Raw genomic sequence first — 20,425 nt, 5'->3', positions numbered from 1 at the left:
AACTGGGGGGCGGTTATCAATCAGTTTTCCATTAAATTCGAGGGAAGGATGCCTCTATGAAAACGACCGTTTACACACTTATCTGAACAGGCTCGCATTCACAGCAGCTCCAACTCTTCTAAATACCTCGAAGCTCTGCTTCGAGGATCCTTTATTTTTATGCGTGAATTTTGTAAATAAAGAAATGAGCTTCACCATAAGCTTATTTTCTACCCTTTTAAACGGGATATCGAATTGTATACATAAATTGTGGGCCAAAGAGCTATTTCTAATGTGTAGAGGAATTCAGTGTCCTCTATAAAATATAGAGATTTTTTGTGAATAGAAGTGGTTGACGTTTCGGCGGGTATGCATGTAAACAGTATTTTTTTCTTATTTCAATTATAGGTTTTTAGAGTTTTTTTGTCTTGTATAAAAAAATAATAAAAGGAGGAGGTTATAGATAAGCATAATTTTTTCGGTAAGCTTTTTGATTTGTCTTTTAGTGAATTTATTACTCTTCAGATAATAAAATATCTATATATTGTTTCGGTTGTATTTAGTGGTGTTATATCGCTTGGCGTTTTTGGGGGAGGCTTTGCTGCTATACGATATGATTTCCTGAAGGGGATTACTGGCATATTGCTTTCTCCGGTAACTTTTATTCTTTTAATAATATTGTTTCGATTGTTTCTTGAGGGGGTTGTTGCGGTTTTTCGTATTGCAGAAAATACGACAATGCTGGTGGAAAAGAATAAACATTGATTTAGCACGTTGTTGATTTTTTTGCTTTTGATTGTGTGCCTAAAAAGAGGGTTTTGTGCTGTGTTTTAGCTGTGGTTTGCTATTTTATTATAGTAAATATCTATATAAAAAAAGAAAGTCATTATGGTTAAAAAGAATATTAGAATCGACAGTTTGTTTGGATTGCCGTTCTGCTTTTTGATTGTTGTGTTTCTTGCCGGTTGTCTGGTTCCTGAAAATTTTGTTGCAACCGTGCGTGTTGATAGAGATGGTGGTTATAATTTTAAATACGACGGAACGATGGCTTTTTTGCCAGCAGTGGCTGAGAGTAAAAAAGGAAAGAATGATGACAAAAATGAAAAGGAACTTGTTGCGCTTGGCCAAAAAGTAGTGAAAGAGGATTCGAGCTTTAAAGAATATAGATATATCGGTAATGGTAGATATAAAGTTCTCGCAGAAAAAGTCGGTTTGCCTGGTGAATCATATTTTTTTATGTCAAAAGGGTCGAAGTTCTTTTCAATTCAACCCGGTGAAAATGGTACTATAAAAATTTCAGGATTCAGACCAAGTGCTCAGGTGGTAAGTCAGTTAAGCTCCTTGGGGGTTAAAATAAATGGAAAGCTCAGTGTTTCTGTGCCTTGGGGTGCAAAAATTATCAAGCATAATGCTGATCAGGAACCCTTTTTCTTTGGTTTGTTTGGGTCTTATATATGGGCTATTGATAAGCCAGACGCTGATCCTAATATTATTATAAAGCTATAGTAGATGATTTTAGTTTTGTAGTCTTGTCTGTGAATAAATTTTTTTAAATATCTGATTGTACATTCATCGAAGCTTTGTTGAGGTATATTTGATTATAGTAATCATCTCGGTTTGATCGTTAAATCTCAAGCATCATAAACATTTTGCCCCCTGAGCATTCACCTGTTTCCGGTGTCCGCTCAGGGGGCAAAATGTTTATATCCGGTCACTCGAATCTCATCGTCGGGCAACTTACACCACAATCCTCATCAGAGCTTCGGGGTGCCGCCGGGGAAGATGTTTATCATTCTTGTTTTGGCGACAGGCCGTGAACGCATGTCGCTATTTTCGGGCGCTGCTTTTGCGCTGCTTGCGGCCACTCCGGCGCGGGTGTATGTGTCAAATGGCGCGAGTCTCAGGCCGCCGATCTGGGGATTCGAGGCTCTGCCAGCAACGTTCGGTTTTGGCTTTGGGCTGCTGGCTGTGGGAGTGCTGGCGGGTTTGCCTGCCACGTTGGGTTTCGGTTTCGGGCTGACGCCTGGAGGGGTATCGGATGGCTTGGCTGCAACGGCGGGTTTGGGTTTCGGCGAGCCGCCTACAGGCGTGTTGAGTTGCTTGTCTGTTTTGGCGGGTTCCGTTGGCTGGGTCATGATAACCTCCTTGATGAATGGTTTTTGGTCAGGAAATCCAGGTGAATTGCGGTCAGGTCAAGCACAAAAACATCGAAAAAGGGGCGGGATTATGAGAAAATCCTGAAGGCTCTTTCGATGTAATTCTCTGTAAAAAAGAAAGTTCCAAGTCGGTAACGGGCTGGGCGAAACAGTGCTTCTCTTTGATGACTATCGGTTCGGAACGGCTTGTCATCTACAGGTCGTGACGGGAATGATTGAGTCTGGCGAATCGGCTTGCGTGTTTTGTCAGCAAACTTTGCATCAGCTTTGTCAAGCACGATTTATGGGCTGTAAGGGTAAAAAATACAAAATTTCCGTGAAGCCCGGAAATTTATAACTGTATTAATAGCGTGACGTTAAGCGCTATTTTGATCGCTGTGAATGTTATTTGTCAATGCACGTCGGCATGTCTGGCCTCATTGGTATTTCCTGAAGTTGTACTGTTCGCCCAATCCGGCTTTTTCGGCGGGTGGCAGCGACGTAAAGTACGCTTTCCAGCCAGGGCAGAAATTGATGTGCCAGCGCCAGAAACGGCCTGCAATCGAGCGGGGATTCTGGTCGTATTTTGCTCGCAATCGACAGTTAACACAGGTTTTTTCAGCCATTTGTATGCTCCGGTTTTATCGGTCGAAATGGTGTGCCTGCGGTGTATTGTGGTGAGAAGTTTCCGTGTAGCATCTGCCGCAAGCCAGTCGCTTTTGCCTGCTGTTTCGCGCTGCCGAACGAGGTGTCGTCGTCCGATCCGCAGCATCTTTTTTCTGATTGTCAGGCGAAAATCATTGTTCAGATCGATTTGCCTGATCCGGAAAGAGAGCGTTTTCGTTCTTTCCGGATCAGCGGCAACAAGAGGTCGTCGAGGTCGAAAAAGCAGGTCGGCTCACTCTGGAGCTTTTTCGGCTGCGCTTGCGGCGCATGATGGTTTATCCTGCTTGCTGTTTCAGGAATTCCCGAAACTTTGGCATCGAAATGGAGAGGGAGCCGCCGGGGTCATTTTTTCTTCCGGGACTGACCTCATCGTGACCGACGACCAGGTCCAGACTGAATACATCCGGGTTGTTTTTGTGGAGCCAGAGCAGCAGTTGCGTCAATGCCTCTTCCTGCTTCTTTGTATATTTTTCGTAGTAACCTGCCTGTTGGTTGTCGGTCTTGGTCTTGATCTGCCGAACCTCTTCCTCGGCGACCACTGTTTTAAACCAGGTTTTATAGGTCGATCCCTCTTTTGTCAATGCCCCGGCACATTCGATTTCGATGCCAACCAGCTCATCGCTCACCGTGCCGTTCAGGCCCGGATAACTGCTCTTTCCGGCATGGTATCCCCACGAGTCGAGCGGGAAATTCTGACCGATATTGCCATCCTTGTCGATAACGAAATAGAGATACCCCTGCTCGGTTTGGTATTTCAACGCCGGGTTGAGGCCATTTCTTCGTCCGGCAGTGAAATGAACGACAGCGCCTTTCGGATAGCCTGTGGCGTAGCTTCCCCGTGAAACCGCCGGAGGAAAATCTGTTTCCGCGAAAGGGCACCAAAGCAGGTGCTGACCGCCGGTTGAAACCGATGGTCTGACATCCGGAGCCGATTCTGGATCGAGAAGTTCTGTCAGAAGTTCAAGAACGTCTCGCTGTGAATTTGCATCTGTCCACCGTTCGCGCACATACCAGCGAACTGTGTAAAGCTTTTGTTTTTCATCTTTCGTCATTGGATTTTCCTCCGTGGTATGGTTTCCGGAAATTTCCATCGAACATTTCAATGTACGGTTTGCTCGTCGGTTTGCATAGCAGTAAAAGATCAGCATCGCGATCTTCTTGCAATCTTTGACGAGGCGAAGCGTTAGCGCTGTCAGGTATTTTGCCGGTTTATTGCTGCCCTTCGGTTCAGGCGATTTCATGCTGGCGGCAGAGCGGAAAGCGTTTTTTTGTGAGCTGCGGGTTGATAACTTTCACGAGAAGCGTTTTTTCGCTGAATCTTTTCATCGTCAACGGCTCATGAGGCAGCTCAACCGGAAATTGCTCCGCGACCTTCTGCACATGAAGGGGCAGATGCTGGCCGTTACGGCGGTGGTGGCGTGCGGCATCGCCATGTTCGTTTCGATGAGCAATGTGAAGTATTCGCTCGAAATGACGCGGGCCGATTACTACAGCCGTTACCGCTTTGCCGACCTCTTCATGCAGCTCAAGCGCGCGCCGGAGTTCACGCTCGAAGCGGTGCGGCGCATTCCGGGCGTGGCGACCGTCGCGCCGCGCATCGTGACCAACGTGACGCTCGACGTGCCAGGCCTCGACGAACCGGCGACGGCGCAGCTCGTCTCCCTGCCCGACCGGGGAGCGGCGGCGCTGAATGGCGTTTTCATCGCCGATGGGCGGATGATCGATCCTTCGAGGCCGGAGGAGGTGGTCGCGAGCAAGCCCTTTATGAAGGCCAACCGGCTCAAGCCGGGAGATCATATCGGCGCGGTCATCAACGGGCGCTGGAAACGCCTCCTGATCGTGGGCGTAGGCCTTTCGCCGGAGTACATTTACGAGGTGCAGCCGGGCGCTTTTTTCCCCGACAACCGGCGCTTCGGCGTCTTCTGGATGAGCCGAAAGGCGCTTGAATCGGCGCTCGACATGACGGGCGCGTTCAACGACTTGTCGCTGACGCTGACGCATGGCGCGTCTGAAAAAGAGGTGATTCGCCAGCTCGACCGGATGTTTTCGCGGTATGGTTCGCTCGGCGCGTACGGTCGCGACCAGCAGATGTCCGACCGCTTCATCGGCGACGAGATCCGCGTTCTCGGCATGGAGATCACCGTCTTGCCGACGATTTTTCTTGCCGTCGCGGTGTTTCTGCTCAACATCGTGCTCCAGCGGCTGGTGAGCACGCAGCGCGAGCAGATCGCCGTGCTCAAGGCGAACGGCTACGGTGACGAGGAGGTGGGGCTGCACGTGCTCGGCTTCGCGCTCGCGCCGACCGTGGCGGGCGTGGTTCTCGGCACGGGGCTTGGCGCGTGGCTCGGTTCGGCGCTGTTGCAGCTTTACGGCGACGTCTATAATTTCCCGAGGCTGCTCTACGTTTTCCGTATGGAGAACGCGCTCGGCGCGGTGCTCCTGAGCTTCGCGGCGGCGGTCGGCGGCGCGCTCATGGCGGCGCGTCGAGCCGTGAAGCTACCGCCCGCCGAGGCGATGCGTCCGGAGTCGCCGCCGGTTTACCGGCCCGGATTGCTCGACCGCTCGCCTATCGCGCATCGCCTCTCGATGCCGGTGCGCATCATTTTGCGCAACATCGAGCGCCACCCGTTCAAGTCGGCGCTCTCGGTGACGATGATCTCGCTCGCGGTTGCCATTCTCGTGGCCGGGCGCTACACCTTCGATTCGGTCGAGCGGATGAGCGAGGTGGAGTTCGGCTCGCGCCACCGGGAGGATGTCACCGTGATTTTCAACGACGCCATGCCGCCCTCGACCGCTTACAGCTTTGCCTCGATGAAGGGGGTGCTCGATGCTGAGTACTACCGCGAGGAGCCGGTGCGCTTGACCAACGGCTACCGTTCGCGGCGGCAGACGATCAAAGGCTTGCAGAAAACCGACGGTTTGCAGCGGCTCATCGACAGCCACGATCGCCCTCAGCGACTTCCGCAGCACGGATTGCTGCTGACCACAACGCTCGCCGACCTGCTTGGCGTCAAGCCTGGCGATGTGCTGCATGTCGATTTTTTGCAAGGCGCTCGGCGCTCCGTCGATGTACCGGTGGCGGGAACCATCGACGAAATTCTCGGTCTTTCTGCTTACCTTCGACTCGACGAGCTGAACCGGCTCGCCGGTGATGGCGGCGCGTTGAGCGCGGGGGTGCTGAAGATCGACGCTTCGCGGAGCGCGGAGCTGAACGATCGGTTCAAGCGCACACCGGGGGTGGCCGGAATCATGATGTTGCAGGCGCTGAAAAAAAGCTTTGACGAAATGATCGCCAAAAGCATGAACACCTCGACCTTCATTCTGACCTCGTTCGCCTGCGTCTTGGCGTTCGCCATGATTTACAACGGCGCGCGCATCACGCTCTCGGAGCGGGCGCGGGAGCTTTCGAGCCTGCGGGTGCTCGGCATGACCAAGCGCGAGATCGCGGTGATTCTGCTCGGCGAGCAGGCGATTTTCTGCGCTGCGGCCATTCCGCTCGGCTTTCTGTTCGGCATCATGCTCTCGACGTTGCTGGCCAAGGCGCTCAGCTCCGAACTCTACCGTTTGCCGCTGGTTTTCACCCCCGCCAACTTTCTTTTTGCCTTTGCGGTTCTGGTTACGGTTGCTATTGTGTCGGGAGTGATTGTCGGCAGGAAGCTCGTGACGCTTGACCTGATCGCCGTCCTGAAAACAAGAGAGTGATATGAAACCACTGAGTAAAACGCAGCGCATCGCCGCCGTTTCGTCCATCGCCGTCGCCATTCTGCTGTTTCTGGTGCTCCGGCCCGCGCCGCTGCCGGTCGATGCGGGCGTGGCGAGCTACGGGCCGCTGGAGGTCTCGGTCGAAGACGAGGGAATCACGAGGGTGATCGACCGATTCACCGTTTCGGCTCCGGTCAACGGCAAGGTGCTGCGGAGCAAACTGGTCGAGGGCGACAGCGTCCAGGCGGGTATGAAGCTGGCCGCGATTCTGCCGCCCGATCAGAATGCGCTGGAGTACCGCGAATCGGCGGCGCAGGCCGGATCGGCCTCGGCGTCGGCGAGCGAGGCGCTGGCGCGGCAGAGGGAGATTACGGTGCGGCTCGCTCAGGCGCGCCTGAAATCCGGGCGCTACCAGCGATTGTACAGCGAAGGAGCAGTGTCGAAAGAGAGCAGCGAGTTGGCCACCGAAGCGGCTTCGGTGCTCGAAAAGGAGGCGCGCGCGGCAGCGGCTGCCGTCCGGGCGGCGCGGTTGCAGGCCTCGGCGGCGGAAGCCCGCATCGATGCCGGAATTGCGAGCAAGGCGGTGGAGGTGCGCTCGCCGGTCGATGGCAAGGTGCTGCGCATTCTCGAAAAGAACGAGCGCGTCGTGCCCGCCGGAACGCCGCTGGTCGAGATCGGCAATCCGGGGTTGCTCGAAGTGGTGATCGACGTGCTCTCGTCGGACGCCGTGCGGGTCAGGCCGGGAGATCGCGTCTGGCTCGAAGACTGGGGCGGCGCGGGAGCGCTCGGCGGAGTGGTGAAACGGATCGAACCTGCGGCCTTCACCAAGGTCTCTGCGCTCGGCATCGAGGAGAAGCGGGTCAACATTATCGCCATGCTCGAAAAGCCCGAACCGCGCCTCGGCGACAACTTCCGCATCCAGGCGAGAATTGTGACGAGCCAGGCTGACCGCGTGCTCCGCGTTCCGGTGAGCGCCCTCTTCAGAGGTGACGGCGGCTGGGAACTCTTCGTCATCGACGGAGGCCGCGCAAAAGTGCGCAAAATCAACATTGGCATGAGAGGAGCCGACTTGGCCGAAGTGCTCAGTGGACTCCGCGAAGGCGAAAAAGTGGTGACCCACCCCCCGAACGAACTGGAACCCGGAATGCGCGTGGCCACGAAAAAGGAATGAGGAATTAAAGAGAGAAAGCGGAACCTCGACTTTTTCTCTTTTTTTATAGGACTTATAGGTTTTATATGACCTATAAGTCCTATAAGACCCATTCCCGAAAACCATGCAAAACCTCAAATGACCGCCGCTCGCAATCTGCCAACCCTTCTCATCGCCGGAGCCGGAGCCTCCGGGCTGCTGGCCGCTATTTCAGCGCGGAAAACCGCGCGTGAGCTTGGCGTTGCCGACGAGCGGCTCCGCATCGTGCTGCTCGAACGCAACCCGAAGCCCGGCAACAAGATCGCCATCTCAGGCGGCGGGCACTGCAACCTCACGCACGACGCCGACGTCAAAAGCCTGCTCGAAAAAGGGTTCCTCGACAAGAGCGAGCAGCGGTTTCTTCGCCACGCTATCCACAGTTTCAGCAATGCCGATCTGCTGGAGCTGTTCGGTCGCTACGGCCTGAAAACCGAGGCGCGTGAAGATGGGCGGGTGTTTCCGGTTTCCGGCAGGGCGGGCGAGGTGCTCGACCTCTTGCGGCGCATGGTCGAAGAGAGCGCAGCGACGCTCGTCACCAACGCGAGGGCGGATCGGCTCGAATGCGCCGCATCGCGATTCGCCGTCCATGCCGGGGAGCGGCAGTTCGAGGCCGATGCGGTGATTCTGGCCACGGGCGGCGCGTCGTGGGGTTCGGCCGGAACCACGGGCGACGGCAACCGCCTCGCCGCCGCCGTGGGGCACTCGATCGCGCCGGTCATGCCCGCGCTCGCGCCGAACTACTTCATTGCGCCTCCAAAGGCGGAGCTTGTCGGCATTACGCTTCGCAACATTCTGCTCTTGGCGAGCGCGGATGGCGCGGCCGACTCGCGCCGGGGCGACGTGCTCATCAGCCACCGGGGAATTTCGGGGCCGGCGTGCCTGTCGCTCTCGCGGTCGGTGGCCGGGTTTCTGGCGGCTGGCAAGACGGTCACGATCTCAGTCGATCTCTTGCCCGGCCGCGAGGCAGACACGCTCTCGGCCTTCATTCTCGAAGAGGCGGCCCGCCACGGCACGCGGCAGGTTCGCACCTTTTTGCAGCGCTGTCCGCTCGCGCCGGAGCGCCTCGATGCGTTCGCAAATTCATCGTCGGAAACGCCAACCATTCCCAACGCTTTCGCCGACGAGATTTTGCGGCAGGCGGGCATCAGCAAAGAGGTGACGTTGAGCGGATTGACGAAAGCGCAGCGGCGGGGCCTCGTCTCGGCGCTGAAGCACCTCGCGCTCGGCACAGTGAAGAAGGTGCCGCTCGACCGGGCGGAGGTGTCGGCGGGTGGCATCGAGCTGGGGGAGATCGACCCGAAAACCATGCAGTCCAAAATCCATCCGCGCCTCTACTGCTGTGGCGAACTGCTCAATTATGCGGGCGAGGTCGGCGGCTTCAACCTGCAAGCGGCATTCTCCACCGGCTGGCTGGCCGGTAGTCAAGCCGCTCGCACGCTTTTGGACAACGCTCGTCAGCCCGCGCAGGAGTAGGCCGGATCGCCAGCCTTGCGGTCGAACGCCCTGATCTCCACCTGGCACTGCGCCATATTGAACGACTCGCGCCGGTCGTCGAAGATGATCCGCCCCTCGCTGAAGCGCACCTTCAGCGGCACCACCACCTTGCGCTCCGCGCCGCACGGGTTGTCCTTGAGCCAGGGGCGGAACAGGTGCTCTTCGCCGAGCTGGTCGGTAATCACGATCTCCTCCGACACCGTTTTGAGCGCCATAACGCCGCCGTCCTGGTTGAACTCCAGCGAATTGAGGTCGCCGTGCACGCCCTGCGGATCGTTGTCGTACGCGGTCATGGTACCGACCGGGGTTTCAACCTTGACCACGCCCGCCGGTTCGAGCGAGCGGATCGCGCCGTTTTCGTAGAAGGCGATGCCGGTGCGAACCCGAATCTGACCTGCCGGTGTCGAGAGGGTCAAAAACTCGCCAGGCCACAGGGTGAGGCTTTTGAGCGCGCCGCTTTCAAAAAATTGCAGGGCGATGAACTTTGCCCGCAGGCTGCCAAGCGGCGACTCGACCGTCAGCTCCTCGGCCAGCGCGAACTCGTTCTTTGCCGTCCAGAACCCGCTGAGCTTGCCGTCGAGCGGAAAGAGGCGCTTGAGCGCGCCCGACTCGTAAAAGGTGACCAGCTCGGCGGGCACACCGCCAACCGGAGTCCGGATAAGCGTTTGCGATTGCAACGGCACCGATTTGATGGTGCCGCTTTTGTAAAAATAGAACGGCTTGAGGTGGCGGCGTCCCATGTCCTCGGCCTCGTACTGGGGAATCAGGTCGCCGTACGGTGTGCTGAGCATGTTCTCCTCCTTGACCAGGCAGCCGTCAGTCTTGCCGTTCGAGTAAAGCGTTCTGAATTCGACGCCGCGAAGTTCGCCCTGTATGGTGGTAAAATTGGTCATAATTAGTCCTGTTTTATGGTATGATACTTCAGTCTCTTGATTCATTGTTACAATAACCGTGCCAAGTCAGAGGATTGGCGACAAGTTGTTCTGAAAGAAAGGGTTATATTTTTTCGGGATTGGCTGGTACGCTGGAAATGATACCATCGGGTAGGAATGTATGTAAAAACTACATGAATGAAGAAGATTCGACAGGCATTTTTCTCGATTGAGCCATTATTGCTGATTCTTGTTTTTGGGTTTGCGCAGGTAGTTCATGTCGATGTTCAGGGTCAATTTCTCGCTCTTGAGATCGAAACGTGAATCGGAAAAGGAGGGCGGCCCCATTTTGATTTCAGGGTTGTTCGAGACGCCGAATCCCTCTTTCGGAATGCCGAGGAATCCCTTGTCCATTTTGCCGTTGCCATTCTCGTCGTGCAGCACGCTGACGGCATAGACCCCATACGGAACATTCTCGAAAATCACCTCGCAGCGCTTTCCCGCCGGAACGCTTCGCCCCTTGTATGCCAGCGCGTTTTTATCGGGGAATCCCTTTTTGGCGTTGAACAGCGCCACGCCCACCACGCCATTGGGGCTGCGCATATTGTCGATAAGCACCTCGATTCTGCCGACTGAGCCTTCCGCCCGGAGCGTTGATGGAGCGGTAAGGAGTGAGAGCAGTAAAAACGCCGGTATCGCTTTTCTCATAGGTTGTTATCAGACAAGTTGAAATCAGGGAAGATTTTCCGGACAGATCGCCGGGATTCAGCTCAGCGTTTTGCCGTTCAGAGAACGATGTCGTGCTGAAAAGAGCAGGGCGTACAATTGCATGGCACGGGGTCTCTTTTTTACATTGTGAAGGTTAAGGAATTTTATTGACAACTACATAATTATGGGATGGAAATCATGTCTGTCAATTCAACGCTCCAGCTTGCTGCCGACGCTGTTGAGGATGCCCGCAAGCGCCTTGAGCGGGCCAGGGCCGATGCGGATGACGATTACGAAATCCGCCAGGCGCTCAACCATCTCGAAGAGGCTTCGAGTTACCTGAGGAGAGCTTCGAAAGAGCTTAAAGAACAGGGCTGATCCCGAAAGATCGGCCAGGACTGCCGAGCGAGAGATCAGAATTTGTAAGCCAGGCCGAGCGAGATGATCGGGTAGTACTTGAGGTTGTCGATGTCATCCTTGACGTCTGCGATCTCTTTGTCGATGTTTTTCTGGAGGAGAGCCGTATCAACTCCTGCCTGAACATCTCTTGGCGTGAGCGAGACTTTCGGTGTCCCCTGGAACATGACGCCCGCATCGAACGCGATGGTCAGGCGGCTGTTCTTGCCGACAGCGTTGCCCCAGCCGATGCCGAGGTACGGCGCTGTTTTCCTGAAATCGATTTTTGCATCGAGAGAGCCGATGTCAGCAGCGTTATAGGTTGTTCCGCCAATATCATAACTGCCTTGCGCTGTCGCTGTGCCGGTGACTTCGTTGTTGTTGATGAAAATGCCCGATGTCACCCTGAAGCCACTGCTAAAGGGGTGCAGGTCGAGCAGCAACGGCAAGGTGCGGAGTTTGAGCTTGTAATCGTAATCGATGCCGCTTTCCGTGGCGTTTCCGTCGTAATTGAAAAAGTTGTAACCCGTCCGGAAATTGAGTTTGTCGATGACGCCGACGGTAACTTCGCCGCCGATACCGGTGGTGCCGCCCTTAACGCCGAGGGCGATATCTCCGGCTCCGGCGAATGCTGCGGACGGAGCGCTCATTCCGATGGCCAGCAGCGCCGGAAGCAGCGCACGTTTCAACACAGAGTGCTTCATTAATGTTTGGGTTTATTGGTTGATTGATATGGTGATGGGTTTGTGTTGGTACAACACGCAGAAGTTAAGTATTAATTTCGATACATACTAAAAGTAATTCTTATGTGTATGCGTCTTTCGGGTTTACGCTCTGGCCCTGACTTCTCTATAAGTTATGGATGCGAAACTGTCAATGAGTCGGAGTTCGCGGCGAGGTTGAATTGGTGTTTTGGGTTGTGCGGTTTATACTACCCTGTTATCCATGCTGTTTCCGGCGGCATGTTTTGGGCCGATTCTCAACGAAAATATTCATAACAATGCAGAGCAGTACTCCTTTCGATTTTCAGCGTGATGTCATTGAGCAAAGCAAAACCGTTCCGGTGCTCGTCGATTTCTGGGCGCCGTGGTGCGGGCCGTGCCGGATTCTGGCCCCGGTGCTTGAACAACTTGCGGAGCGTCATGGCGGGAAATGGGTGCTCGTGAAGGTCAATACCGAAGAGTTTCCGGAGATTTCAGCGCAATACGGCATCAGGGGAATTCCGAATGTGAAGCTGTTTTCAAATGGCGAACTGATCGATGAGTTCACCGGAGCGCTTCCTGAGCAGCAGATCGAGCTGTGGCTCTCGAAAGCCCTGCCAAGTCCCTGGACTGCCGACGTCGAACGCGCTGCCGCCGAAATCGCTGCGGGCAACGACGCCGCAGCGATCGCCCTGCTTGATGGCGTGCTGGCCAATGAACCGGAGAATCGGAAAGCCGTCGCAATGCTGGTGAGGCTTATTCTGTTTTCACGCCCCGAAGAGGCGCTGAGGCTTGCTGAGTCGCTCGAAGCGGAGCCGGACTATGCCGACCTGAGCGAGTCGGTGCGAACACTCGGCGCATTGCTCGTGCGCCCCGCCGCGGAGCTTCCCGAAGCACAGAGCCGGGAGGCTTACGGCGCGGCGGTTGAAAGCCTGCGAGGCGGAGGCCTCGACCGCGCGCTCGACCAATTTATCTCGGTTTTGCGGGATGATCGCTCTTACGACGATGATGGTTCGCGCAAGGCCTGCATCGCCATTTTCCGGTTTCTCGGCGAAGAGCACGAAGTCACGATGAAATACCGTCGAACCTTCGACCGCGCGTTCTGAAGAGCGTTGGTTTGCAACATCGATAAATAGGTCTTATAAGTCATATAAGACCTATTCTTTTCCTCGGCGCTTCAGGGCAGCCACCTCTTCACAAAAAATACCCTATTAACCATGTCACAAAACAGCATTGTAATCGGCGTTGATCTCGACGGGGTGTGCGCCGATTTTTACGGGCGCATGAGGCATATCGCCGCGGAGTGGTTCGAGAAGCCGGTTGACGAACTCTCAGCAGAAGTCTCTTACGGGCTTTCCGAGTGGGGGATCACCAACCAGAACCAGTACGACAGTCTCCACCGGTTCGCCGTCACGCAGCGCGAGCTGTTCGGCAGCATGGAGGTGATTCCGGGAGCACGCAAATATCTGCGCCAGCTCTCCGACGAAGGCTATCGCATCCGCATCATCACCCACCGGCTGTTCATCCACTATTTTCATGCCGCCGCCGTGCAGCAGACAGTCAACTGGCTCGACAGCCACGGCATTCCCTATTGGGATCTCTGTTTCATGAAGGAGAAGACGCAGGTCGGCGCGGACATCTACATCGAGGACTCTCCGGGCAATGTGGAGCAGCTCCGAAGCCGGGGTTTTTTTACCATCTGTTTCGGGAACAGTACCAACCGGCATATCGAAACGCCGAGGGCCGGTTCGTGGCGGGAGGTGTATGACATGGTAAAAGCTTTCGCCGGGTGAGGGTTAGCGGGCAGGCACAAAAAAAAGCAGCATGACGTACCCCTTTACATCATGCTGCACATGTAAGCTATCTTAATCAACGGGCGTCGATTATATAGCTTACTCGACAACAATATAGGCATGAAACGGTGAATTGCAAGACAAAAAATAGTTTTTTTATGAATTACTAACCATTGTATAGAAATGACGTATTTCTTCCTGTTTGTGGCGGCTGATGCTGATTTTTTGAGGTTTCTGTAAAGTGAAAAAACGTAATTTTTTACAAGCTTTTTTTATTTCGTGTTTTGGTCTGGAGTCAAGGTTTTCAGTCAAGCAACCGTTTGGCAGCATTTGTCAGATAAGCTACAGATTCGTTACGTAGAAACAGGCGAATTTGAGATAACTCGTTTCGGGCATCGAGAGCAGCACCGGATGGTCTGGCGGCTGCGCGGCGCGGCTGATGAGGCGCAGATGCTTGCCCGCCTGCGTCGCTCCGAGCTGGACTGCCGAGAGGAAATCCTCTTCGGCAACGTGGTGCGAGCAGGAGGCGGTCGCAAGAAATCCCTCGTTCCTGACGAGCTGCGCGCCAAGCCGGTTGAGTTTCGTGTAGGCTTTCAGCGCCGTCGGTACGGTTTTGCGGCTTTTGGTGAAGCTTGGCGGATCGAGGATCACCAGGTCGAACGAGCGGTTTTCCTGCCGGAGCTGTCCGAGGGTTTGAAACGCATCGGCGGCGACGATCGAAAAATCTCCGAAGCCGTTCATCCGGGCATTCTGTTCGGCGCGTTGCAGCGCCTCCTGCGAAATATCGACCATGGTGGTCGATTTCGCTCCGGCGTGCATGGCGTTGAGTGCGAAGCCGCCTTCGTTGGTATAAACGTCGAGTACGTCAGCGCCTGCGGCGTATTTCCGGATATGCCGTCGGTTTTCTCGCTGGTCGAGGAAAAATCCGGTCTTCTGGCCTTCGAGAATGTTGACCCGGTAACTGACGCCGCCATCCCGGATCACCTGCAGCATATCGTCACTCTCGCCGAGAACCGTTTCGCGGTAGAGCGGCAGCCCTTCGAGTTCTCTCAGCGGCGATTCGTTTCGCACCACGATCGCTTTCGGATCGAACAGCTCCCGGAGCAGTTCGCAGAACAGCGGCAGGTGAAGGTCAATACCGGCCGAAAACGATTGCAGCACGAAGGCGCGGTCGAAGCGGTCGATCACCAGGCCTGGCAGGCCGTCCGACTCGCCATGAACCAGCCGCCAGGCGTTGGTCTGGCTTTCGGGATAGATTTTTTCGCGAAGCTTCAGCGCTTCGAGCAGTTTGCTCCGGAAGAAATCGCGGTCGGGCTGCGCCTCGTCACGGGTCAGCAGGCGGAAGGCGATCAGCGATTGCGGGTTGAAGAATCCCGCGCCGAGCAGGCGTCCATCGTTGGTAAAGAGCTGAACGGTTTCACCGGCGGCAATGTCACGCGGCACCTCGCGAAGCTCGTTGCTGAAAACCCACAGGTGGCCACCGAGCAGCCGACGGTGCTCTTTAGGTTTGAGGTAGAGTGCGTGCATGGATCGAAAACTCCCGGTTTCATGTTTTTACAGAGAAAGGATTTGATTAAAATAACATTTCGGAGCTATCAACCTTGTCCGGGATTCAGTTTCGCCGACAAAGGCGCTTTAGGGTCGTGTTGAACGGATTGTGAAGAGATAAGAGAAATTATGACGAAAACAGGAGTGTCGATGAAAGCGGTAATGAAATGGGTGTGCCTGACCATATTTCTGGTCATGGCAGGATGCTCGCAGTTCAAAACCGTCACCAGAGAACCAGCCTTGCCCGGTGGACGTGTGCCGTTGACACCAGAGATGAGGGAGCTGTACGAAGAGGTGGCGTCGAGCGCAAGCATGGTCAAGGCGCTGGATGGCTACGCTGACCTTTACCTCCAGACGCCGAAGCGCAAGGCCAAAGCCTACTGCACGGTTCAGTTGCAGAGGTCGAAGGAGGCCCGCATGATCGTTACGGCCGGCATTCTCGGCTGGCCGGTGGCCGATCTCCTGATCCGGCCCGACTCGCTCTTCGTGAACGACATGCTCAACAACCGGATGCTCGTCGGGCGCAACAACGGCGAGAATCTCGGCAAGATCATCGGCGTCAACGCCGGGTTTGGCCGCATGACCGAAACGCTCTTCGGTATAGCCGACATGCCGGAACCGGCGAGCGACATTGCATCGGTCACGACGGGCAGCGGACGGGTCAGCTTCACCGTGAAGTCCGGTAACGGCGCCAAAGAGCTGGTGGTCGATCCGCTGACGAGGGCGCTCGTCGGACTCGTCTATTTCGATCATTGGGGCCGCAAAAACGTCGAATTCCGGTTCGCGGGCTATCAGTCTCAGCCAGGCATGGATGGCGCATTGCTGCGTGTGCCGAGTGAGATTGACATGATTCTCTATCGCGAAGGCGACCCGGAAGGATCGCGCAGTCTGAAGGTGGTGTACGACCAGCGGGTCATCAATCCACCCGATTTCACGATCAAGTTCAAGCGCCCCGCTAAAACGAAAACCGTCAACCTCGACGAAGTGGAACGCCTGCCGTGGCTGTGAGGAGAATTATGAATGATGAATGCTGAATTATGAATTGAAGAGGGGGCAAAAAAGCGGAAAATCGTCTTTCATTCTTTTCCTATAAGTCCTATATGACCTATAGGACTTATAAGACCTATAAGAGTTTCCCCAAAACGCCAAAGGCCCCGGAAACCGGAGCCTTTGGCGAAAGATTCAGCCAACGCGGTTATTTCGCTGCGGCGTAGTTTGCGTTCACGAACTCCCAGTTGATGAGGTTTTCGATCACGGCGGCCACGTGGTCGGGGCGGCGGTTCTGGTAGTCGAGGTAGTAGGCGTGCTCCCAGACGTCGATGCACAGCAGCGGGGTCTGGCCGGAGGTCATCGGGTTCTGGGCGTTGGCGGTTTTGACTACCTTGAGCGTGCCGCCATCGAGCACCAGCCAGGCCCAGCCGCTGCCGAACTGGGTTGCGGCGGCGTTCTTCAGCTCCTCCTTGAACTTGTCAACGCTGCCGAAATTCTCGGCAATCTTCGCGGCCACTTCGCCGGTCGGCTCGCCGCCGCCGTTCGGCGTGAGGCAGTTCCAGTAGAAGCTGTGGTTCCAGGCCTGAGCGCCGTTGTTGAATACGCCAACCTTGGCGGCGTCGCTGGCGGTCTGAAGGATTACCTCTTCAAGGCTCATGGCGTCATACGGCGTACCTTCGACAAGGCCGTTGTAGTTTTTGACGTAAGCCGCATGGTGCTTGCCGTAGTGAAATCCGATGGTATTGGCCGAAATGTGCGGTTCGAGCGCGTTGTCGGCGTACGGGAGTGCTGGTTGCTGATATGCCATGTGACTATTGATTTTTATCGTTAAGCAGGCTACGTTACGAAGTAACCCATTAACCCGGCTCCTGACCTTTTTAGTTTCAGCGCTCGGAAAAATAGTTTGAAACAGTTGAATCTCAATTTCACATTGATACATAAAGGATTTGTGCTGCTTCGGCGGCTCTCGTTCATGGCGCTCTTCGTGCTTCTGATGGTCGGCTGCGGCTCTCGGAATGCGGACAATCTCAGTGCGGACGATCACCATTTTGCCGCGTTTTACGCCGATTATCTGGCCCGCTCCGGCGTGACGGATAAAGGCAGGGCGGCGCCTTGGACCGATCTCACCCCGGCGGGACTCGATACGCTGTTCGTCCGGCACAAACTCGACCAGAAAACCTTTGACGCGAGGCTGAACGCCTATTCGCGCGATCCCGAGCTTTGGCGCAAAGTGTTGCTTGAGGTGCGCCGTAACCTCGGTCAGGAAAGGCCGTAAACGATGGAGCGCCTGCCATTGCTGGTCGGAGTGACCGGCGGCATCGGGAGCGGCAAGAGCACGGTGTGCGCCATGCTCGCCGGAATGGGCTGCGAACTGTTCGAGGCCGACCGGGTTGCCAGAGAGCTGCAACTCGAAGACCCCGAAGTCATCCGGGGCATCGAGGAGCTGTTTGGCCGCGACGTCTATTCCCGCGACGGGTCGGGCCAGCTCCAGATCGACCGCAAAGCCATCGCCTCGGTGGTCTTTTCCGATCCCGAAAAACTTACCGCCCTCAATCGACTCATCCATCCGAAAGTGCGTGAAGCCTTTGCGCGCGAGGTGAAGCGGTGCGCCCGCGAAGGAAAGCGGATGCTCTGCAAGGAGGCGGCCATACTTTTCGAGGCGGGCGCGGATCGCGACCTCGACCGCATCATTGTGGTGGCGGCTGGCGACGGCCTGCGCCTCGACCGCGCCGTCAAGCGCGGTCTCGGCAGGGAGGAGGCGACAAAGCGCATGGCTGCGCAGTGGCCGCAGGAGAGGCTCATCGAGCGGGCGCACTACGTGATTTTTAACGACGGTACGCTCGAAGAGCTGCGCTCGCAGGTGGAGCAGATTTACCGGAGCCTCATGACGGTGGCAGAGTGACTAAACGCCTCTCCCAACTTTTTCCTCGAAATCGAAATCACCGCCATTGTTGGAAATTGGGCTAAAGCCCTTTTTTTTGTTTTGCGTTACCTGCGCCCCCCGGCTTGAAAGCCGGGGCTGAACAGCAATACAAGACTGAATGTCCGTCGGGTTGAAACCCTCCTGAATGTAAGACGCCAGGGCAACAGAAGAGGAGGGAAGATTGAATTTCCCGATAACTGTCGGGTTAAAACCCTCCTGAATCAGCTATCAGGTTTTTCAGACTTCCGACCGTTCCGACTTGCCGGAATCATCACAATGTATTTTGGTCGCCCGTTACCCCGCAATCGCTTCGGCGAGCAGCGGGAGCGAAACGCGGTAGCGGTAGGAGGTGTCGGCGTGGGTGTCGGGGAACTCTTCGTAGCGGTGCGCGATGCCAAGCTCGGTGGCTCTCGCCGAAAAGCGCCGGTGGCCGAACTGGAGGTTGTACTCGTCCTGCGAGCCGCAGTCGAGGAAAAGCAGGCGAAGCGAGCCGAGCGCCTCCTGGCATTGCTCCGCTTCGAGCATTGTCAGCGGGTCGAAGCGTTTCCACTGCGCCCAGACTTCCGGCACGAGCTGGCAGGTGCGCGGCTCGAAGGGGAGCCGCATGTTGCCGGGCGGCGGCATCGAGGCGTCCGGCGAGTAGCAGGCGGCCATCGCCATCAGGTCGAGCAGGGCGAACTCGCCTCGCGGCTTTTTGTCGAGCGACTCCCATCGGGTGAAAAAGGTCGCGACATTGCCGTCGTACTTTTCGAGAATCCGCGCCGCCACGGGAAAGTTCGGGCGGTAGCAGAGCTCGAAATCCATGTCGCCGCTGTGGCAGCCCACCGCCGCGAAGAGTTCCGGGTGGTTCATGCCGAGCCGGAGCGCACCGAATCCCCCCGACGATTTGCCGACGACAGCCCGATGCCGCGCCGCCGCAAGTGTGCGGAACTGCCGGTCGATGTGCGGGATCAGTTCGCCCGTGAGGTAGCTTTCGTACGGACCGGTGGCGGCGGAATCGACGTACTGCGAGCCGCCGTAGCGGGTCATGCACTCCGGCATGACGACGATCGCTTCCGGCATTTCGCCCATCCGGATCATCGAGTCAAGCATCTCCGGCAGGGTTGGGCGGCCAAAGCTGAAGTTCAGAAAGCTCATGCCGGTGGAGGCGAATCCAGCGAGCAGATAAATCACCGGGTAGCGCGTCGTTTCGCTCTCGCGATACGATGGCGGCAGATAAACCGGCACGTGGCGCGTGGCGGGATCACCGAGCGGGTTGCCTTGCAGGAGTGAACTTTCGACAACCTCGAACACCACGTTCGAGCGGACGGCATCGGCGGCGTTCATGCCGCTGACTCCTCCATCAATTTCTTGCTCCGCTTTTTCTGTACGCCGGCTGAAATGTAGATGCTGATTTCGTACAGCAGAATCATCGGAATGGCGATGACCGCCTGAGTGACCATGTCGGTCGAAGGAGTGACGAGGGCAGCGATGACAATCAGCGTCACGACCGCATGACGCCGGTAAAAACGCATGAAGGCCGGGGTCAGCAGGCCGATTTTCGACAGCACGTAAGAAACGAACGGCAGCTCGAAGACCAGACCGGTCGTCAAGAGGGTGCCCATGAAGAAGCTGATATAGTCCTGAACGGCGATGTTGTTGACGATGAGGTCGGAGCCGAATCCGGCGAAGAACTTCAGCGAAATCGGCAGGAACACGAAGTAGCCGAAAGCGATGCCGGAGAAGAAGCAGATCGAAATAAAGAAAATGATAAAACGGCTTGCCGCTTTTTCGGTTTCATGCAGGCCGGGTTCGATGAATTCCCATATCTGCCACACCAGAACGGGAAACGTGAGCACGAAGGCCGCAAAAACGATCACCTGGAGGTAGAGTGAAATCTGGCCGTAGGGCACCAGGTTCTGCAAATGAATGTTGGGGCCACTCTCTTTGAGTGGTCTGATAAGTATCTGGTTGACCAGAAAGTCGGAAAAGAAAGCGGTGGCGATGGCTGCCACCACAAATGCGATACCGGCCCGGATGAACCTCCAGCGCAGCTCTTCGAGATGGTCGAGAAAGCCCATGCCTTCAGGCTCGGCCTCCTGTTCCGGTTCTGCCGCTTCGGTGTTTACCTGGGCGGTCGGCTCAGCTATTTCGGCGGAGGATTTTTCGAGCGCCTTAAACTCCTCATCAGGAAAATCGAAGTTCTCCCCGTTTTTGTGCTCCTCCTGCTCTTGCGGCTCCTCTTTTTCGGGCAGCGCCGGAAGCGTGGTTTCTTTATTGTTTCCGGTCTCCGCACCGGTCCCTTTGCCATCCTCTGGCGGTATGGTTGGTTCGTTTTCGTTACTCATG

Annotated in this window: 21 protein-coding genes; 11 read left to right on the top strand and 10 right to left on the bottom strand. The window is 55.8% G+C overall.

The annotated features are described in order from the left end of the window. Positions 1-474 precede the first annotated feature (474 nt). Both EST62_RS05595 and EST62_RS05590 read left to right on the top strand, forming a co-directional pair. Positions 475-744 carry a DUF4282 domain-containing protein gene (locus EST62_RS05595; protein ID WP_245153487.1) on the top strand — a complete coding sequence of 90 codons (270 nt, stop codon included), beginning with the start codon at positions 475-477 and terminating at the stop codon, positions 742-744. A 123-nt stretch (positions 745-867) separates the two neighbouring features. Beyond that, the gene (locus EST62_RS05590; protein ID WP_129051119.1) at positions 868-1,485 is read left to right on the top strand and encodes a hypothetical protein; all 618 of its coding nucleotides are present in this window, start codon (positions 868-870) and stop codon (positions 1,483-1,485) included. Between the two features lie 248 nt (positions 1,486-1,733). On the opposite strand, the gene EST62_RS13440 is transcribed toward EST62_RS05590, so the two are convergent. The 3 genes from EST62_RS13440 to EST62_RS05575 form a co-directional block, all read right to left on the bottom strand. After that, on the bottom strand, positions 1,734-2,114 hold the full coding sequence (locus EST62_RS13440; protein ID WP_167599198.1) for a hypothetical protein: 381 nt from the start codon (positions 2,112-2,114) through the stop codon (positions 1,734-1,736). A gap of 437 nt (positions 2,115-2,551) precedes the next feature. After that, on the bottom strand, positions 2,552-2,740 hold the full coding sequence (locus EST62_RS05580; protein ID WP_129051118.1) for a hypothetical protein: 189 nt from the start codon (positions 2,738-2,740) through the stop codon (positions 2,552-2,554). Between the two features lie 315 nt (positions 2,741-3,055). Next, positions 3,056-4,021 (bottom strand): N-acetylmuramoyl-L-alanine amidase, encoded by a 966-nt coding sequence (locus EST62_RS05575; RefSeq protein WP_167599197.1) that lies wholly within the window; start codon positions 4,019-4,021, stop codon positions 3,056-3,058. A gap of 97 nt (positions 4,022-4,118) precedes the next feature. Here EST62_RS05575 and EST62_RS05570 point away from each other — a divergent pair, with 97 nt between their 5' ends. From EST62_RS05570 to EST62_RS05560, 3 genes are all read left to right on the top strand, one after another. After that, a complete protein-coding gene (locus EST62_RS05570; protein WP_129051117.1) occupies positions 4,119-6,482 on the top strand; it encodes an FtsX-like permease family protein in 2,364 nt (787 codons plus the stop codon). A gap of 1 nt (position 6,483) precedes the next feature. After that, on the top strand, positions 6,484-7,653 hold the full coding sequence (locus tag EST62_RS05565; protein WP_129051116.1) for an efflux RND transporter periplasmic adaptor subunit: 1,170 nt from the start codon (positions 6,484-6,486) through the stop codon (positions 7,651-7,653). A 117-nt stretch (positions 7,654-7,770) separates the two neighbouring features. Next, positions 7,771-9,144, top strand: coding sequence for an aminoacetone oxidase family FAD-binding enzyme (locus tag EST62_RS05560; RefSeq protein ID WP_129051115.1), 1,374 nt, complete (start codon positions 7,771-7,773; stop codon positions 9,142-9,144). Here EST62_RS05560 and EST62_RS05555 read toward each other — a convergent pair. Both EST62_RS05555 and EST62_RS05550 read right to left on the bottom strand, forming a co-directional pair. Continuing rightward, the gene (locus EST62_RS05555; RefSeq protein WP_129051114.1) at positions 9,126-10,058 is read right to left on the bottom strand and encodes a hypothetical protein; all 933 of its coding nucleotides are present in this window, start codon (positions 10,056-10,058) and stop codon (positions 9,126-9,128) included. The genes EST62_RS05560 and EST62_RS05555 overlap by 19 nt on opposite strands. Positions 10,059-10,274: 216 nt before the next feature. Beyond that, the gene (locus tag EST62_RS05550) at positions 10,275-10,745 is read right to left on the bottom strand and encodes a DUF2141 domain-containing protein (protein ID WP_129051113.1); all 471 of its coding nucleotides are present in this window, start codon (positions 10,743-10,745) and stop codon (positions 10,275-10,277) included. Between the two features lie 198 nt (positions 10,746-10,943). On the opposite strand from EST62_RS05550, the gene EST62_RS05545 reads away from it, so the two are divergent. Next, the gene (locus tag EST62_RS05545; protein ID WP_129051112.1) at positions 10,944-11,123 is read left to right on the top strand and encodes a hypothetical protein; all 180 of its coding nucleotides are present in this window, start codon (positions 10,944-10,946) and stop codon (positions 11,121-11,123) included. Between the two features lie 35 nt (positions 11,124-11,158). Here EST62_RS05545 and EST62_RS05540 read toward each other — a convergent pair whose 3' ends face one another. Then, the gene (locus EST62_RS05540) at positions 11,159-11,845 is read right to left on the bottom strand and encodes a hypothetical protein (RefSeq protein ID WP_129051111.1); all 687 of its coding nucleotides are present in this window, start codon (positions 11,843-11,845) and stop codon (positions 11,159-11,161) included. 296 nt (positions 11,846-12,141) lie between these two features. On the opposite strand from EST62_RS05540, the gene trxA reads away from it, so the two are divergent. Both trxA and EST62_RS05530 read left to right on the top strand, forming a co-directional pair. After that, entirely contained in the window at positions 12,142-12,948 is an 807-nt protein-coding gene (gene trxA, locus EST62_RS05535) for a thioredoxin (protein ID WP_129051110.1), read from the top strand. Between the two features lie 111 nt (positions 12,949-13,059). After that, positions 13,060-13,635, top strand: a complete 576-nt coding sequence (locus tag EST62_RS05530; protein ID WP_129051109.1) for a 5'-nucleotidase — start codon at positions 13,060-13,062, stop codon at positions 13,633-13,635. Between the two features lie 342 nt (positions 13,636-13,977). Here the strand turns inward: EST62_RS05530 and EST62_RS05525 are convergent, their stop codons facing one another. Next, positions 13,978-15,162, bottom strand: a complete 1,185-nt coding sequence (locus tag EST62_RS05525) for a class I SAM-dependent rRNA methyltransferase (protein ID WP_129051108.1) — start codon at positions 15,160-15,162, stop codon at positions 13,978-13,980. Between the two features lie 150 nt (positions 15,163-15,312). On the opposite strand from EST62_RS05525, the gene EST62_RS05520 reads away from it, so the two are divergent. Beyond that, the gene (locus EST62_RS05520) at positions 15,313-16,191 is read left to right on the top strand and encodes a DUF4292 domain-containing protein (RefSeq protein WP_129051107.1); all 879 of its coding nucleotides are present in this window, start codon (positions 15,313-15,315) and stop codon (positions 16,189-16,191) included. 187 nt (positions 16,192-16,378) lie between these two features. Here the strand turns inward: EST62_RS05520 and EST62_RS05515 are convergent, their stop codons facing one another. Next, complete coding sequence (locus EST62_RS05515) at positions 16,379-16,981, bottom strand: superoxide dismutase (protein ID WP_129051106.1); 603 nt, start codon at positions 16,979-16,981, stop codon at positions 16,379-16,381. 123 nt (positions 16,982-17,104) lie between these two features. Between EST62_RS05515 and EST62_RS05510 the strand changes: the two genes are divergently transcribed. Then, positions 17,105-17,449 carry a hypothetical protein gene (locus EST62_RS05510; protein ID WP_245153483.1) on the top strand — a complete coding sequence of 115 codons (345 nt, stop codon included), beginning with the start codon at positions 17,105-17,107 and terminating at the stop codon, positions 17,447-17,449. Between the two features lie 3 nt (positions 17,450-17,452). Next, positions 17,453-18,076, top strand: coding sequence for a dephospho-CoA kinase (gene coaE / locus EST62_RS05505; protein ID WP_129051104.1), 624 nt, complete (start codon positions 17,453-17,455; stop codon positions 18,074-18,076). Between the two features lie 315 nt (positions 18,077-18,391). Here the strand turns inward: coaE and EST62_RS05500 are convergent, their stop codons facing one another. Together EST62_RS05500 and tatC are read right to left on the bottom strand one after the other, a co-directional pair. Then, the gene (locus EST62_RS05500) at positions 18,392-19,423 is read right to left on the bottom strand and encodes an alpha/beta hydrolase family protein (protein WP_129051103.1); all 1,032 of its coding nucleotides are present in this window, start codon (positions 19,421-19,423) and stop codon (positions 18,392-18,394) included. After that, positions 19,420-20,424: a twin-arginine translocase subunit TatC gene (tatC, locus tag EST62_RS05495; RefSeq protein WP_245153481.1), complete on the bottom strand. Its 1,005-nt coding sequence runs from the start codon at positions 20,422-20,424 to the stop codon at positions 19,420-19,422. The genes EST62_RS05500 and tatC overlap by 4 nt, the downstream gene beginning before the upstream one ends. Position 20,425: the final 1 nt, after the last annotated feature.

It is taken from the genome of Chlorobaculum sp. 24CR (genome assembly GCF_004118635.1).
Classification (GTDB): Bacteria; Bacteroidota; Chlorobiia; order Chlorobiales; family Chlorobiaceae; genus Chlorobaculum.
This window is presented reverse-complemented; position numbering and strand designations above follow the sequence as displayed.